General features: G+C 47.5%; 13 protein-coding genes. 10 read left to right on the top strand and 3 right to left on the bottom strand.

The window, feature by feature from the left end; genetic code table 11:
• The first annotated feature begins 29 nt into the window (after positions 1-29).
• Entirely contained in the window at positions 30-647 is a 618-nt protein-coding gene (locus QLH52_RS05815) for a hypothetical protein (protein ID WP_319960887.1), read from the top strand.
• Here the strand turns inward: QLH52_RS05815 and QLH52_RS05810 are convergent.
• Together QLH52_RS05810 and QLH52_RS05805 are read right to left on the bottom strand one after the other, a co-directional pair.
• Entirely contained in the window at positions 644-1,711 is a 1,068-nt protein-coding gene (locus QLH52_RS05810; RefSeq protein WP_319960886.1) for a helix-turn-helix transcriptional regulator, read from the bottom strand. The two genes, QLH52_RS05815 and QLH52_RS05810, sit on opposite strands and share 4 nt — an antisense overlap.
• A 286-nt stretch (positions 1,712-1,997) precedes the next feature.
• Positions 1,998-3,068: a helix-turn-helix transcriptional regulator gene (locus QLH52_RS05805; protein ID WP_319960885.1), complete on the bottom strand. Its 1,071-nt coding sequence runs from the start codon at positions 3,066-3,068 to the stop codon at positions 1,998-2,000.
• 653 nt (positions 3,069-3,721) lie between these two features.
• Between QLH52_RS05805 and QLH52_RS05800 the strand changes: the two genes are divergently transcribed.
• On the top strand, positions 3,722-5,911 hold the full coding sequence (locus QLH52_RS05800) for a hybrid sensor histidine kinase/response regulator (RefSeq protein ID WP_319960884.1): 2,190 nt from the start codon (positions 3,722-3,724) through the stop codon (positions 5,909-5,911).
• 37 nt (positions 5,912-5,948) lie between these two features.
• On the opposite strand, the gene QLH52_RS05795 is transcribed toward QLH52_RS05800, so the two are convergent.
• On the bottom strand, positions 5,949-6,617 hold the full coding sequence (locus tag QLH52_RS05795; protein WP_319960883.1) for a response regulator transcription factor: 669 nt from the start codon (positions 6,615-6,617) through the stop codon (positions 5,949-5,951).
• An 863-nt stretch (positions 6,618-7,480) separates the two neighbouring features.
• Here QLH52_RS05795 and QLH52_RS05790 point away from each other — a divergent pair.
• The 8 genes from QLH52_RS05790 (at position 7,481) to QLH52_RS05755 (ending at position 15,149) form a co-directional block, all read left to right on the top strand.
• Entirely contained in the window at positions 7,481-8,101 is a 621-nt protein-coding gene (locus tag QLH52_RS05790) for a recombinase family protein (protein WP_096876848.1), read from the top strand.
• Positions 8,102-8,104: 3 nt separating this feature from the next.
• Entirely contained in the window at positions 8,105-8,341 is a 237-nt protein-coding gene (locus tag QLH52_RS05785) for a WGR domain-containing protein (RefSeq protein WP_096876849.1), read from the top strand.
• A 135-nt stretch (positions 8,342-8,476) separates the two neighbouring features.
• Positions 8,477-8,692, top strand: a complete 216-nt coding sequence (locus QLH52_RS05780) for a helix-turn-helix domain-containing protein (protein ID WP_096876850.1) — start codon at positions 8,477-8,479, stop codon at positions 8,690-8,692.
• On the top strand, positions 8,689-9,297 hold the full coding sequence (locus QLH52_RS05775) for a DUF1819 family protein (RefSeq protein ID WP_096876851.1): 609 nt from the start codon (positions 8,689-8,691) through the stop codon (positions 9,295-9,297). The genes QLH52_RS05780 and QLH52_RS05775 overlap by 4 nt, the downstream gene beginning before the upstream one ends.
• Before the next feature lie 2 nt (positions 9,298-9,299).
• Positions 9,300-9,911, top strand: coding sequence for a DUF1788 domain-containing protein (locus QLH52_RS05770; RefSeq protein WP_319960882.1), 612 nt, complete (start codon positions 9,300-9,302; stop codon positions 9,909-9,911).
• Between the two features lie 14 nt (positions 9,912-9,925).
• Complete coding sequence (gene brxC, locus QLH52_RS05765) at positions 9,926-13,474, top strand: BREX system P-loop protein BrxC (protein ID WP_319960881.1); 3,549 nt, start codon at positions 9,926-9,928, stop codon at positions 13,472-13,474.
• Positions 13,471-14,616: an AAA family ATPase gene (locus QLH52_RS05760; protein WP_319960880.1), complete on the top strand. Its 1,146-nt coding sequence runs from the start codon at positions 13,471-13,473 to the stop codon at positions 14,614-14,616. The genes brxC and QLH52_RS05760 overlap by 4 nt, the downstream gene beginning before the upstream one ends.
• A complete protein-coding gene (locus QLH52_RS05755; protein ID WP_319960879.1) occupies positions 14,613-15,149 on the top strand; it encodes a hypothetical protein in 537 nt (178 codons plus the stop codon). The genes QLH52_RS05760 and QLH52_RS05755 overlap by 4 nt, the downstream gene beginning before the upstream one ends.

The following is a 15,149-nucleotide window of genomic DNA, read 5'->3' as shown; positions in this document are numbered from 1 at the left end:
ATATTGAATCTACCAACCGAGACTTAGTAATGTACAAAAAAATATTTCGCAGCAATTTGACTACTTGTTTGCTAGCCAGCGCCACACTTCTGTCGAACACTGCGCAAGCGGCCTTGCTGAATTTCGACGACGGCGTCGCCAATGAGTTGATAGGCGATTTCTATACGGCCCAAGGCGTTAGCTTCGGCAACGCCCAACGTGTCACCAATTTTGGATTAGCCGGTTCGTCGGGTCCTTACGGCATTCGCGCAAGTAATGCCGACGCTTACCAGTGGTTTGCCGATAATCCGGTGCAGGCCTATTTTTCCGGTACTGTCAATTCCGTTAGCCTGATTGGGGTGGACGTTGGCGAGAATGGATTACGGCTGGAAGCTTACGACGCTGACGTCGGCGGCACTCTACTGGATTTTGCCGAGGCGTTTGGCACCGGCTTGGGCAACAATCAGTTTTTTACGCTGGCGGTGAACGGCGCAGCCATCAAGCGCGTGGCCTTCTATCAAATTCGAAACGTGTCGATAGACGGCATTGTGGTGGAGGATTTGCAGTTTTCCAACCGTGTGTCAGTTCCCGTGCCTGCATCAGCGGTGCTGATGGGTATGGGCTTAGCCGGGCTAAGGCTTTTGACGCCAAAAAACAAACGAACTTAATGGTGGTCGGCCAGCAACTTTGGCAATAATTCATCACGCTGGCGAATCTCCAATTTGTCATAAATTTTGCCGACGTGGTCCTTGACAGTAGTGTATTTGATGCTCAACCGCTTGCCAATCTGCTCGAACGAGACGCCTTGGGCCAAGAGTGCACCGACTTCTTTTTGCATTGGAGTCAGCGGAATATCGCGCATGGCTTGCAATATCTTTAGCAGCAATGGTTGCCGATGCTCCACGGTCATGCCGATCAAGTTTTGAGGTCCGCTTTCACCGCCATTCAACCAATATGCTCGAAACATAAACTGTCCGTTTGGGCCGTTATGGATATGGGAGGGTGGCGGGGCGTCGTGGCCACGGAAAATCCGCTGTAAATTGCCGCATAATTCGGCCAGTTTGGCCAACAGCCGGTCCTGTTGTCGCATATCGATCTGAATTCTGGGGAAACGTGCCTGTTCCAGCAATAATCGAGCTTCAGGGCTTTGGTATTGAATAGTTCCGTTGACATTAAAAATCAACATGCCGGACGAGCTATTCGGAGCAACATCGCACGGCGTGTCGTTAGCCCTATAAGCATGAGCCAAATACCGCAATAGCGACATTATTTGCATTTGATCTTTGTTATCGAATGGTTTTTGCCCAGGCGTTCGATACATCCCCAACACACCGGCACTGACGCCATCCAATGGAACCGGCACCCAAAGCAAATGATGCATATCGTATCGCCGGTAGATCAGGTTATATAAATCCGTCATGTAAAACGACTTCTCCATGATTCTGGGATCGTGGATAGTGGGATGGCTGGCAAACCACGCTGTAGCGCGTTGCTGCCGCTCCGAGGTGTGGTAGTCGGCGATAATCCTGGGCGCTATGCGAACCATGTCGGATATGTCAAATCCCGATAAGTGGTAGTTTGGAACCAAGCCTATGTCGCCGATGGAAAAAGTATTGCTATTAGAAGGAATAAACATCGGCAATGATTTCAGAAACTCTGTAATCGCGACTTCTTTGCTCAAACCTGAGCAGCATAGCTGGCGCAAATAGGTCAGGGCGTGGTTTGCTTTCATTCAGATACTCCGTCCTAACGTGTTATAGATAAAGTCTTGTGGCACGAAACCGACGCATAAACCTACAAAGTCATTGAATTCAAATTTCTGTTTTTGAGGCTGATTATGCCTGGCAGAGTATTTAAATCGTTACCCAGCCCTCTGCAAGTAGGTTGACTCCCGTTAGCTAACTGATAATTTAATGCGCTTACCAATCTTGGCGCAACCAGTTCTCCCGATTGGCAACCGACTGCGTTACGGCCGAACACCATTGTTGCGGGATGATGATTTTTTTCCGTCGCGGACACTAACTGGCCATCGCCAATAATTTCGGTAGTAATTCTTCTCTTTGGCATATATCCAGTTTCGTATATATCTTGCCGACGTGATCCTTAACAGTTGTTGGCTTAATATGCAGCCGACGACCAATAGTTTCGAAAGGCATGCCTTGAGCAATGCACTGAGCCACTTCTTGTTGCATCGGTGAAAGAGCCAATGCCTGCATGGCGCGCAATACCATTAACGCAACCGGTACTTTATGCTCTATGGTCAGTCCGATCAGGTTTTGCTGGTAGTCGCTGTGTTCTTGCAATCTGTAAGCCCGGAACAGAAACCGGCCATAGGCATTGTTATGGCAGTGGCTGGGTGGCGAGGCCTCTTCTCCACGGTAAACTGCTGCTAATTGACTGCACAGTTGCGCCAACTTGGCCAGCAAACGGTCTTCGCTACGGGTTTCGATCACGAGTCTCGGATAACGCGCCATGCTCATAAGGCGCTCGGCTTCCAGGCTTTGACTGATAATTTGCCCTCTCGCATTCAGGATCATCATGCCTGTGCGACCGCTGTCGCCACAAGCATTGTCTTCGGCGGCTTTTGCATTCAGGGCATGCGCGACATATTGCACCAATCGGCCTAATTGCTCCTGTTCCCGACTTAAAAACGGTTTCTGCGTTTTCGGGCGATACAAACCCAGTACACCAAGGGGTTTGCCGCTTTGAGCAACCGGCATCCACAATACATGGTGCATATCAAAGGTTTTATAGACCAGGTTGTACAAATCGCTTTGATAAAACGTTGGCTCCAACACTCTAGCGTCGGTCATGGCCATATGGTTCTTGAACCAATCGATTGCACGACGCTGCCGGGCTGACGTGTGAAATGAGGCAGCAATATTGGGGATGATTTCCCGCATATCGCCAATGTCGAAACTGGCGATATGGTATTTGGGATAGAGTCTATCATCGGTGCCTGTGAAAGTGTTATTGTTGGAAGCTATCAGCGTTGGCACTGCTCTGAGAAATTCTTCGATGACGATTTCCGTACTTAGTCCGGAACAACATAAACGGCGTAAATGCGCAATGGCGTTGCTATGTTTCATTGAGGTAACTCATTATTTTTAGTATGGTAAGTTCAGCGTAGGTTGAGTTCACACAGCCTTGTGCTCAGTTATGGATTTATCGATCATTGTTAATCCCCGGTTCGAATGACACGTCTCGACAGCCATTTATGCAGGCTTCGATTAACCCGGCACGAAATACTTAAGCCTAGGAATTTAAACCGTTGACAACGATTCGGAGCCGCAATCGCCAGAATCAAGCACCCGGATTCAAGACCGATTTTTTATCCTTGGGTAAAAGTATATGTATTTACTGCAAGTTTTAAAATATGGATTACTGTCTATATCTTTCGATATATCGGATGAATTATTGACATGAGTTATCGAATGCCTAGCATCCGGATAAGCCTATGGATATAACAAGTCATTATGTGTCTACCGCTGCAAACAACTTGTTATTTTTGATAAAGCATTGAAGTTGCAAGCCACTTTGGGGTCATAGCTTTGTTCGTTTGGCAAGGCGTTAAATGAATTTAATTGATTTTGCTACGTTTACGCTATCCAAAAGCAATAGGCCATATTATCAATTCTCGCGTAGCGGCATTATTATTATAATAATTACCGCCTGATCTTAAAATACGATACTTTTCAGTTTAATAAGATTTGCCGCACTCCATTGATTCAGGATGGCAGCCATGAAAACACCAGAACAACAACTCAGCGATGAAATAGAAGTCGAACGCCTGTGGGTAACAACCGAGCAAGGCGAATATGTGGTTTTTACCATGCTGCCTATCTCCATAATATTAATGTTTGGGTTGTGGGGTACGGTGTCAAATGCGCTGCTTGTTCTGTGGTTTTTTTTACTGACGATCTGCAATTTATTTAGATGGAAGGTATTACGCTATTACAACACGCACAAGGCGTCTCTGGTTGCGGGGACAACTAAATTTAAACGCCTTATGCTGCTCGGTTCAGCGCTAACGGGTGGATGTTGGGTATTAGGGATAACTTGGTTCCTGGTGCCTTCCGAAGCAACGAATATACTGGTCATCAGCATTACCTTGGTTATTCAAATAGAGGGCGCCATTGCCACTTGGTATAGTTATTTGCCCGCAGTGATTGCAATAACTTTTCCACCGTTAATATTACTGATAGCCTTGCTATTTCTGCAGCATAACAATATATACATAGCTGCAGGGCTTATATTTTCATTGATGGCGGTTTTGATTATTATTACCAGCATTAAGCTCGCAAAAATGCTCAATTATGCTTTACGACTGAATTATGAAAATCAAACGCTTCGCAAGGAATCGGAGGAAAAATCCATACTACTCGAAACGGCTCTGGAAAACATGAGCCAAGGTATCAGCATGTCGGACAAGAATGACCGTCTACATATGTGGAATCGGCAGTTTGTCAAAATGCTCGGGGATGCGGGCGCGTTGGTCTCGAGCAATGCCGATCTGGCAGAGATTCTCACCGCCGCAGATTCTACCGACCCCACCCGCTTAAAAATTGCCGACCGGGTGTTCGCCAACCAGTTTGAACCGGACTCTTCCCAACGCTCCCTTTGTGCAAAAACCTGGAAAAACTACCATTTGAAGACGGATCAGATTTATGAAATTCGCCAATCGGAACTGAGCCAGGGTGGCCGCGTATTAACGTATACGGATATTACCGAACAGGTTAAACGTGAGCAGGCACTGGAAAAAGCCCGCAAGGAAGCCGAACAGGCCAATGCCGCCAAGACGCGCTTTCTGGCGGCGGCCAGCCATGATTTGCGCCAACCCATCCACGCCCTGGGGCTGTTTTTCGCTGAATTGTCCGATCAGGTGCTGAGCCCGCAAACCGCAACTTTAATTGGGCAGATTGAGGATTCCATTGCCGCTATTAACTCCATGCTCAACGCTTTGCTGGATATTTCCAAATTGGATGCCGGCGTGATCAAACCGACCATAGAACCATTGGTTTTGGAGGAGCTGTTTGAACGGTTGCAGACGGAATTTCAGCCGATTGCACTGGAAAGCCATAACAAGTTACGTTTTCGTCCGACTGACGCAGTGGTCAACACCGATCCCGCCATGCTGGAACGGATGTTGCGTAACCTAATCGGAAACGCCTTGCGCTACACCGATAACGGACGCGTTTTGGTGGCGGCCAGGCCGCGCGGAGCAAGCCTTGTTTGCCAGGTGTGGGACAATGGCTCGGGCATTCCGAAAGATCAGCTTAATGATGTTTTTATCGAATTCCATCAATTGCAAAACCCGGCCCGAGACCGTCGGCGTGGACTGGGTTTGGGTTTGGCCATCGTTAAGCGCTTGGCCAAGTTGTTACAGCACGAGATCAAGGTGACTTCGCAATTTGGCCGGGGTTCTTGTTTCTCGATTACGTTGCCTATGACCGCCAGAAGCGCAGCGCGGCAATTGCCGCAACCGTTCGACAGCGTAGCATCAACGAATTACGCATTAAGCGGCCGGCACATCTTGATACTGGACGACGACATTTCTGTATTGGAAGGTATGCAAGGTTTATTGCAGCATTGGGGCTGTCTGGTGACCACGGCCAATTCGCCGGCCGAAGCGGTCGACAAACTGGCATCCGGCGCGTTGCGCCCGGAATTGTTGATTATCGATTACCGCTTGACCGACAATGTCTCCGGCATTGATGTCGCCAGAAGTTTGCAAAAGCGCCTAGGTTACCCAATCGGCGTACTGATTATTACCGGCGACACGGGGCCGGAACGTTTGCAAGAGGCCGAAGCCAGTGACTTCCCGTTGTTACACAAACCGGTACATCCGGCCAAGCTGCGCAGCACGTTGCAATATTTAATGAGCAATCAGGCTTCGCCGTTACTGTTGGACAATGAAATGGGTACGCAATGATTCCACTATTTGTTCACTACCACTGCGAGAAAGCAACTCAAAGGTTTTGACCATTCACCGGTGGCAGCAATACCCCCCGCCTGACGGCTTCGGTAACCGCCTGCGTCCGATTTCCCACGGCCAAAGCGCGCAGAATGGCGGCTACGTGTAGTTTCACCGTTCCTTCCGCCAGATTCAGGTTTCTAGCGATGGTCTTGTTGGGCAGGCCTTTGCCCATTAGTTCCAGTACTTCTATCTGCCGCGCCGTCAGCAGAGTTTGCGTGGCGAGGATTTCGCCATCAAGCGTATCGATTGGTGACTGCCCCCCCAGTTTACCCAATAATCTGGGGGGGATGTAAATGTCGCCTTGCAATACGATTCGCAATGCGGTCAACATTTCATGGCCACTGCAGGACTTAGGAATATAGCCGACCGCCCCCTTATCTAATGCCGTTTTTACGTGTTGCGACATTTCCGATCCCGACAACACCACAACTGGTATCGTTGGCGCCAACGCCCGCAGTTCGGGCAACGCGGTTAACCCATCCATATCGGGTAGATCGATATCTAGCAGCACCATATCCAAATTGCGGGTATGAGTAATTAACTGCACGGCCTCTGTGGCGTTAGCCGCCTCATACACCAACACATTGTCAGCCAATTGCTTGAGCACATGCAGCAAAGCTTCTCTAAACAGGGTGTGGTCGTCAACCAACAGGATATGCATAACAGTCGAACTCCGGATCGATTAACGCCAGTTGCTCATCGATAACCTATACAAAATGTTTAAGCCAGTCGGTCAGGCTGTACGAATGAAAACATGGTGGTGTGCAATCCGGACAACACCCTGGACGGGGCGGAGCAACGGGGCAGTTTTGCCGGTCAATTAACCTTCCTTGCAGAGAGCGAAAAGCCCTCTCAATTGCAGTAATTTTAACACGCTGCCGAATATAACTGCGAGCGGATTATCTGGTGTACGAGATCAGTATAACCCCGCCACTTTGCGCCGAACAATAACTGCTGTACTCGCAACTATAACAATTGAGCGCATATCATGAAAAACATTTTTAAAAAAATGGCTTCCTATCCAATACTAATGGCTGCGACTGATTTGTTAGCGTTCTGGAGGACTTGACCGACAGTAATGTCGACATTTTAGCCTCGGATGCTTTTTCTGCGTCAGCAGGGGATCAGCGATAATAAAGGCAGCACCGAAATATTGAACAGCTTATTAAAAGAAAATCCTTCTACTTTTGAAAGTTCGAACGGACGTAGAGATAGTGCAGAAGATTCAAAAAAACTAAAACATCCCTCCGAATGACGGAAACAGGACCAAAACCGGCCCGACAAACCTTATCAATATCTATGGCCGGTTTGGGTCGAAATGCCACATTCGCAATCTCCCCGTAAGATATTTCTAACCAATCCACCCTATTAAAGTAGTGCAGTCGTCTTCTGATATTCGTGCAGTCGTCTTCTGACATTGACAACCGGTTTCGGACAGGCTTTAAAAGGCATGTACTAAAGTAGGCCAATTGGATTACGGACATGTGTTATAATTCGTACATCCCTTTCGGACGGAATTAGCGCATGTCACGCGTCTTTGCTTACTGTCGAGTATCGACCACAGACCAAACCACCCAAAATCAAAGCCGGGAAATTCAATCTGCCGGTTTTGCCATTCAGCCGCATCGTTTGATTGAAGAAAGCATCAGCGGTTCAGTCGCGGCTAAAGAACGACCTGGCTTTAATAAATTGATCGACCGGATGGAATCGGGCGATGTATTGGTGGTGACCAAACTGGATCGGCTCGGTCGTAACGCCATGGATGTTAGAGCCACGGTCGAACACCTTTCTGAGTCCGGGGTGCGGGTCCATTGCCTGGCGTTAGGCGGGGTTGATCTAACCAGTTCTGCCGGCAAGATGACTATGCAGGTCATTGCAGCTGTCGCCGAGTTTGAGCGTGACTTGCTGATTGAGCGAACCCAAGCGGGCATTAGTCGCGCGAAGGCCGCGGGTAAACAGTTTGGTCGTCCGCCGGCACTCAATGCGGAAGATCGTGCTGAAGTTGTCAAACGATTGGCCGCTGGCAGCACCGTTTCGGAGTTAGCTCGGGATTTTAAAACTACCCGGCAAACCATTATGCGAATTCGGGAAGCGGCGTTGAAATCACCGCAAACTGACAATACGGTCCACTCTTCTGGGGAGTAACTGATGAATCATCTATATCTTGAAAGACATGATACCGAAAACAACATGCATCGTTTTTACCAGATGTTTGTGACACCCGGTCTATTTGATGATTGGTCGCTGATCAAGGAGTGGGGCAGGGTGGGTTCTCCGGGTACGGTGAGGAAGGAATGGTTCGACACCCAAGAAGAAGCCATAGTCGCCAGGAATAAATTGTGTACTGCCAAATGTAAAAAGGGCTATCACGCTATTCGCATATAAAGATGACACTGGATATTACATCTGGCTATGTAATCGGCTTAAATCGGTAAAAATCGGTTAAAATCCTGTAGAAATATTAGATATTGGCATGAGTATCTGCTTAGTCCCCCTAATCGTCCTCGTGGAGCTTCGTGTATGAATGATATGGAAGATCGCTGGTTATCTATGAGTGACATCAGCAATTATCTTGGCGTAAGCAATGACACTATTTACAAATGGATCGATAAGCAGGATATGCCTGCTCATCGCATGGGCCGCCTTTGGAAATTTAAGAAGAACGAGGTTGATAATTGGGTAAAGACTGGTGGTGCTGCGGCTGAACCATCTGCTCGGAATCTGGAGTCGGAATGAGCGAAGCTAGATACAGCATGTCATTTACCACGGGTGGTCTCTTCCGTAATGAATCCTTGAAATTGATCGCTCTGTATCTTGAACTCGGCGACTGGGATGCCGTTCGTGACAATGTCTCCACTAACAATATTTTACAAGCTCGTACCATCAACTCTTTAAGGCGTGTTAGTCGTGAAATCATCTCGCGGCTCAAAACCCTCAGTCCCGATGAAATCAAGTTGTTTACTGGCATATCGCCTCAAGAGCAGAGCTATTTGTTGTGGCTAGCGGTATGTCGTCGCTATCGATTTATCGCCGACTTTGCTGTTGAAGTATTACGCGAGCGATACATCAGCTTAAAAAATGATTTGAGCTACGAAGATTTTGACTCGTTTTTCAATAGAAAATCGGAGTGGCATGCCGAACTTGACGGAATTCGACCGGCTACCCGGCATAAACTGCGTCAGGTACTTTTTAAAATGCTTCGGGAAGCCGACCTTTTGACATCCAAAAACATCATTATTGCAGCTGTGCTCAGCCCAGACATTATCCGAGCCATACCAGCCGAAAATCGACAGGATATTTCGTGTTTTCCCGTTTTTGAATCTGACTTGAAGGACATCTAAAGGTGAATGCCGACACAAGGAAAATGTCCATTCAGGAGACATTTCAACACCTATTTAATGTGATCTCGGGAACTCGTTTTTTAAACAAACAAGGCCTGGGTAACGAAGTTCCGTTTTTTATCTGTCCTTACGAGCCGGAAAAAGCTGTTGAAATGGAGCGGTTGCAACGTCAATTGGTTAACCGCCTAGAGCAATCAGGCGTCAGAGTACTAGAAATCAACCTCTATGACCTATCGATTGAAATTCTGAAAGGCCGTGAGATTTGGGAGCAAATACTAGAGTTAGAAGGCTCAGTCACCAAAGATGAGCTCAAAGAATTATTACAGGGTGTGCTTGATCCAGAAGCTCATCTTGCGCCCGCCATCGCAAACAAGCTGGCAACCCACGAATTCGATGTTCTTTTCCTTTGCGGTGTAGGCGAGGTGTTTCCTTATATTCGCTCACATAATGTCTTGAATAACTTACAGAGCACCGCAAAAGAAAAGCCCACTGTCATGTTTTTTCCTGGTGCCTACACCCACTCGCTTGAGTCGGGAGCCTCGCTCGACCTATTTGGCAAACTCCATGACGACAAGTATTACCGTGCATTTAACATATTTCATTGTGAAGCATAAACGAAGGAAGCGTAATGACTCTTAAGACCATTTTCCATAAGCCGGTCGACCGTCCAATAGAAGGCGTTATCAAAGCCGATGATGAAGCAAGCCTGCGTCTTGAAATCGAAGAGTACGTCCTCACCAACGAGGTTGAAAAACGCCTAGAGTCTTTTCTTGATGCCTATAACAATTACGAAGGCGCCAATGGAGTCTGGGTATCAGGCTTTTTTGGATCGGGTAAATCGCATTTACTGAAAATGCTGGCCTTGCTGCTAGAGAATCGCCAAATAGATGGTGTTACCGCCCTTGAATTGTTTTTACCTAAGTGTGGGGAAAATGAAATTCTTCGCGGCGACCTCAACCGAGCCGTAAAGATTCCTTCCAAAAGTATTCTGTTCAATATTGACCAGAAAGCGGATGTCATCAGTAAAACCCAAATTGATGCACTCCTAGCTGTTTTCGTTAAAGTCTTTGATGAAACCTGCGGCTACTACGGTAAACAAGGGCATATCGCACAATTCGAACGCGACCTCGATAGCCGTGATCTGTATGAGCCATTTAAAACGGCTTACCAAACACTCGCCGGTAAAAGCTGGCACAAAGGTCGCGAGCAAGCATTGTTGGAGGCGAAAAACATTGCCAAAGCTTATGCAGAAGTTACGTCTGGCGATGAAACTGCCGCACTCGGCATTCTCGATAAATACCGAAGTCAATATCGTGTATCCATCGAGGACTTTGCTGAGCAAGTCAGTGCCTACATCGAAAGGCAACCCGCCGAATTCAGGCTGAACTTTTTCGTCGATGAAGTTGGGCAATATGTCGCCGACAATGTGAAGCTCATGACAAACCTGCAAACCATCGCAGAAAGTTTAGCTACTAAATGTCGTGGGCGAGCTTGGGTCATCGTCACAGCCCAAGAGGACATGGCCACTGTTGTCGGTGAGATGGGTAAGCAGCAAAGTAACGACTTTTCCAAGATTCAGGCTCGGTTTGCCAATCGCATGAAACTAACCAGCGCTGACGTGGCTGAAGTTATCCAAAAGCGCCTACTCATGAAGAATGAGGAAGGTGTTCAATTGCTAGGCGACATCTACCACGCGCAAGCGAACAATTTCAAAACCCTGTTCGATTTTGCAGATGGCTCTCAGACTTACCGCAACTTCCAAGATCGGGATCACTTTATTCACGGCTACCCGTTCATCCCTTACCAGTTCGCTTTATTTCAATCAGCCATTCAGAACCTGTCGCAGCACAATGCCTTTGAAGGTAAACACAGCTCGGTTGGTGAAAGGTCGATGCTGGGGGTGTTTCAGCAAGTAGCGATTCAGATTGGTAACCACCAGATCGGCCAGCTCGCCACATTTGACTTGATGTTCGAGGGTATCAGAACAGCCCTTAAAGCCAATACTCAGCGGGCGATTCTTTTAGCGGAAAAACAGCTGGATAATACATTAGCCATACGCCTACTAAAAGCCCTCTTTCTGGTTAAGTATGTCAAAGCATTTAAACCCAGCTTACGCAACCTTTGCGTTTTGATGTTGGAGGCTTTCAACCAAGATCTACCCGGACTACGCAAAAAAGTTGAAGAGGCTCTAAACCTGCTGGAGCAACAGACTTATATTCAGCGTAATGGCGAGCTTTATGAATACCTCACGGACGAAGAGAAAGACGTTGAGGAAGAAATTAAAAATACCGAGGTCGAGTCCAATGATGTTGCTGCCGAACTCGAAAAACTGGTATTCGACCATGTCATAAAAAATAAAAAAATCCGTTACGACGATAATGGCCAGGATTACCCCTTTACTCGAAAATTAGATGAGCGCTTATTCGGTCGTGAATCCGAACTGTGTATTCATATCATCAGCCCTTTTCATGAGTTTGCCGATAACCAAGCCTCGTTGGTCATGCATTCTTTTGGCAGGGATGAGTTATTGGTCGTTATGCCGCCTGATGATCGCTTGGTTCGTGACATTCTCATGTACAAGCGTACTGAGAAATACATCCGTCAAAATATCTCCATCACGCAGCAGGAAGCGATCAAACGAATTCTGACCGATAAAGGGTTTCAAAACAGGGAACGATATGACGACTTACTAAAGCGCGTGCAAACACTCTTAGGTAAATCCAAACTCTATGTCGCGGGAAACGAAATAGAAATAGGCGTCGAAGATGCCCAGTCTCGACTCATTAAAGGTTTCCATGAACTGATAACACGCACATATTCGAATCTGCGGATGCTGCGTGGTATTACCTATACCGAAAATGACATCGCCCAATGCCTTAAAGCCTCTCAAGATGGGATTTTCGGTAATGATGTCGCCGCCTTAGCAGAGTCAGAGCAAGAATTATTGGCGTTCATCCAAAGCAATAATCGGGGCGGTGTGCGTACTACCGTAAAATCCCTATTGGAAAAATTCGAACGCAAGCCCTACGGCTGGTATTTTGCAGCCGTACTTTGTACCTTGGCTAGCCTTTGCGCGCGTGGAAAGGTTGAAATGCGCGTTGATGGCAATCTTCTCGAAGAAAATGAATTGGAACGGGCGCTTCGCAATACCCATGGGCACGGCAATCTGGTGTTGGAGCCTCAGGTTGAATTCACCGCTTCACAGATACGTGCGCTCAAAGAATTTTATGAAGATTTCTTCGATACCCCACCTCGTGCGAGCGAAGCCAAAGCCCTTGGCAGTGAAACCGCTGAGGCATTCCAACAGCTAACCCAGCAGCTCTCCAGCCTAAAGGCTTTGGTCTCTCAATATCCGTTCTTGAGCGCACTGAACCCAGTGTTAGATAAGCTAAAAGAGCTGAATGGTAAACCCTACATCTGGTATCTAACTGAGCTTGCCCGGCAAGAAGACAGTCTGCTTGCCATGAAGGAAAGCGTGATCGATCCTATCCGCAAGTTTATGAGCGGCCCGCAAAAAGGCATCTTTGATGACGCGCACAAATTTGTGCAAACGCAAGAGCCTAATTTCGCCTATGTCGAAAGCGATGAAGCCTCGCAGATTTTTGCGTGCCTGACCGATCCGGAGTGTTTTAAAGGCAATCGGATGCAACAGATCAAGGCCCAGGTAGAAACGCTGCAAGAAAAAGTTAATACTCAGATCACAGTAGAAATAGCCCAAGCCAAAGAAGCCGTTGCTGCGCTTAAAGACCGCATGTGTGGTATGAGCGAATTCGGCCGGCTGAACGCAGAACAGCAGGAACACCTCGCCAAACCATTCAACGAGTTTTCTAATGCGATTGAACGGCAACCTTTGATTGCCGTCATTCGTGACACGCTGCGTAGGTTTGAGGAAAGCGACTACCAGCGTCAACTCTCGCAAATGACAACCTGGGCGCAACCGGCACCAATCCCAAAGCCAGCGTCAGGACCGGACGGAACATCCTCATCGGAAACCGGTATGGACACTAAATCGCCAGCTAAAACGGAGCCGCGCATCGAATATGTTGTTAGCCGCGCCGTGAAGGTTTCGTTCGATAAAGCCTGGCTGGCTGATGAAGCTGACGTCGAACGCTACCTGGAATCCATGCGCGAAGCACTTCTGGAAGAAATTCGAAAAGGAAAAAGGATACAGATATGATTGAATCGCTCAAGCTAAAAAACTTTTCCAAATTCTTGGATTTACCCATTCAATTTTCGCCAAAGATCAATATTATCATCGGTGAAAATGGCACAGGTAAGACCCAGCTCTTGAAGGCTGCTTATGTTGCCAATTCCATGTTGAGCGATGAGCTTCAGGGTGCAGATTTAGCCAAACGGCTTTGCAGAATTTATCGCCCCGCTGGCGATAGCTTAGGCAAGCTGGTCCGACATGGGACTCAAGCGGGAGTTCATGCCGAAATTGACGCCAATTTCGCTGGTGGTCAACGTTTACAAGCTAAATTTACCTCAGCTTCGAAAACGGTTGCCCTTCCAATCAGCATCGCTCAACCTGCGCTAAGTTCACCTCTGTTTTTACCCACCAAGGAGATACTGTCCTTGCTGCGTGGCATCAAAAGCAAAGAAGCCGACGCGAAAACCATTGAATCTATCTTCGATAGCACCTACTTGGATCTATGCGATAAGTTATTAGCCAAAAAGCCAATCAAAGTTGAAGAAGTAATCGAAAGTGATCCAAGGTTTGGTTCAGTATACGAAAAATTAGTTAATACCTTGGAGGGGCGCTTCAGTCTGACTGAGTTTGTCGGAACGGTGACCATGTCCTTTGATCCAGGCCAATATCAGGTTCAGAGAGACAAGGATCAGCACGATTTAAATACCCGCATGCAGGTCAAATTTATTGCCAACAATGGCGAAAGCATTTCTGCAAATATGGCTGCCGAGGGCATCCGCAAACTGGGTATCATTCAATTGCTTATTCAAAATCGACAACTTGACCCTGGGCGAACCGGTACTTTGTTTTGGGACGAGCCTGAAACCAACATGAACCCGAAACTCATGAGAATGTTGGTAGAAATCCTGCTTGAATTATCCCGTAATGGACAGCAGATCATCTTGGCAACCCATGATTATGTATTGCTCAAGTGGTTCGATTTGCTCATGGACACTGACAAGGATGACCATGTGCGATTCCACACTCTTTACCTTGATAAAGACACGTCTGCGATCAAAGTCGCTTCCACCGAGGATTACCTGAAAATCACGCCGAACCCGATTGATGAAGCCTTTGGGTTTCTCATCAACAAGGAGATCGAAAACGACATGGGGAGCCTAGGTAAATGAAGATTGTCGAGGCTGATGGTTTTGAGTTTCGTTTTACTGACGCCCTGGATGCGTTCGTCTTCGACGAGAAAGATAGAACCAAACCAACATTCCACGGTGCGCCCATGAAAGGTGTCGACATCATCGCTGTGTTCGAAGAGGCCTATGTCTACGTGGAATTGAAAGACTATGACGACCCGTCGATTTACGATGTTCTTGGATCGACGAGCGATGACGAGAAAAATTCACGGCAAGACAGCTTTAAGTGGCTGAAGAACTACCTGAAATACAAGTTCAGGGATTCCTACCTCTACCGGCATGCCGAACAAAAGGTGGAAAAGCCTGTTCACTATGTCTGCCTTATTACTTTCGACAACGCGCTGAATACCCGTATGCAGAAAGCACTAAAGCAGGAACTTCCCGTTGGCAAAGCATCACGCCGCTGGGTTCAATCGCTAGCAACAAGTTGCCAAGTAGTCAACTTAGATAAGTGGAATGAAAACTTCCCCAAGTGGCCGGTCACACGCTTAGCTGCTGCAACCGGTGGAGCATAA

It is taken from the genome of Methylomonas defluvii (assembly GCF_033949435.1).
Classification (GTDB): Bacteria; Pseudomonadota; Gammaproteobacteria; order Methylococcales; family Methylomonadaceae; genus Methylomonas; species Methylomonas defluvii.
The sequence above is the reverse complement of the archived record's forward strand: the minus strand, read 5'-3'. Positions and strand labels throughout refer to the sequence as shown.

Excerpts from the sequence above, each read along its gene's own strand:
- brxC (WP_319960881.1), top strand. The coding sequence starts at position 9,926 with ATGACTCTTAAGACCATTTTCCATAAGCCGGTCGACCGTCCAATAGAA.
- QLH52_RS05785 (WP_096876849.1), top strand. The coding sequence starts at position 8,105 with ATGAATCATCTATATCTTGAAAGACATGATACCGAAAACAACATGCAT.
- QLH52_RS05815 (WP_319960887.1), top strand. The coding sequence starts at position 30 with ATGTACAAAAAAATATTTCGCAGCAATTTGACTACTTGTTTGCTAGCC.
- QLH52_RS05805 (WP_319960885.1), bottom strand. The coding sequence starts at position 3,068 with ATGAAACATAGCAACGCCATTGCGCATTTACGCCGTTTATGTTGTTCC.
- QLH52_RS05775 (WP_096876851.1), top strand. The coding sequence starts at position 8,689 with ATGAGCGAAGCTAGATACAGCATGTCATTTACCACGGGTGGTCTCTTC.
- QLH52_RS05755 (WP_319960879.1), top strand. The coding sequence starts at position 14,613 with ATGAAGATTGTCGAGGCTGATGGTTTTGAGTTTCGTTTTACTGACGCC.
- QLH52_RS05780 (WP_096876850.1), top strand. The coding sequence starts at position 8,477 with ATGAATGATATGGAAGATCGCTGGTTATCTATGAGTGACATCAGCAAT.
- QLH52_RS05795 (WP_319960883.1), bottom strand. The coding sequence starts at position 6,617 with ATGCATATCCTGTTGGTTGACGACCACACCCTGTTTAGAGAAGCTTTG.
- QLH52_RS05760 (WP_319960880.1), top strand. The coding sequence starts at position 13,471 with ATGATTGAATCGCTCAAGCTAAAAAACTTTTCCAAATTCTTGGATTTA.
- QLH52_RS05810 (WP_319960886.1), bottom strand. The coding sequence starts at position 1,711 with ATGAAAGCAAACCACGCCCTGACCTATTTGCGCCAGCTATGCTGCTCA.
- QLH52_RS05800 (WP_319960884.1), top strand. The coding sequence starts at position 3,722 with ATGAAAACACCAGAACAACAACTCAGCGATGAAATAGAAGTCGAACGC.
- QLH52_RS05790 (WP_096876848.1), top strand. The coding sequence starts at position 7,481 with ATGTCACGCGTCTTTGCTTACTGTCGAGTATCGACCACAGACCAAACC.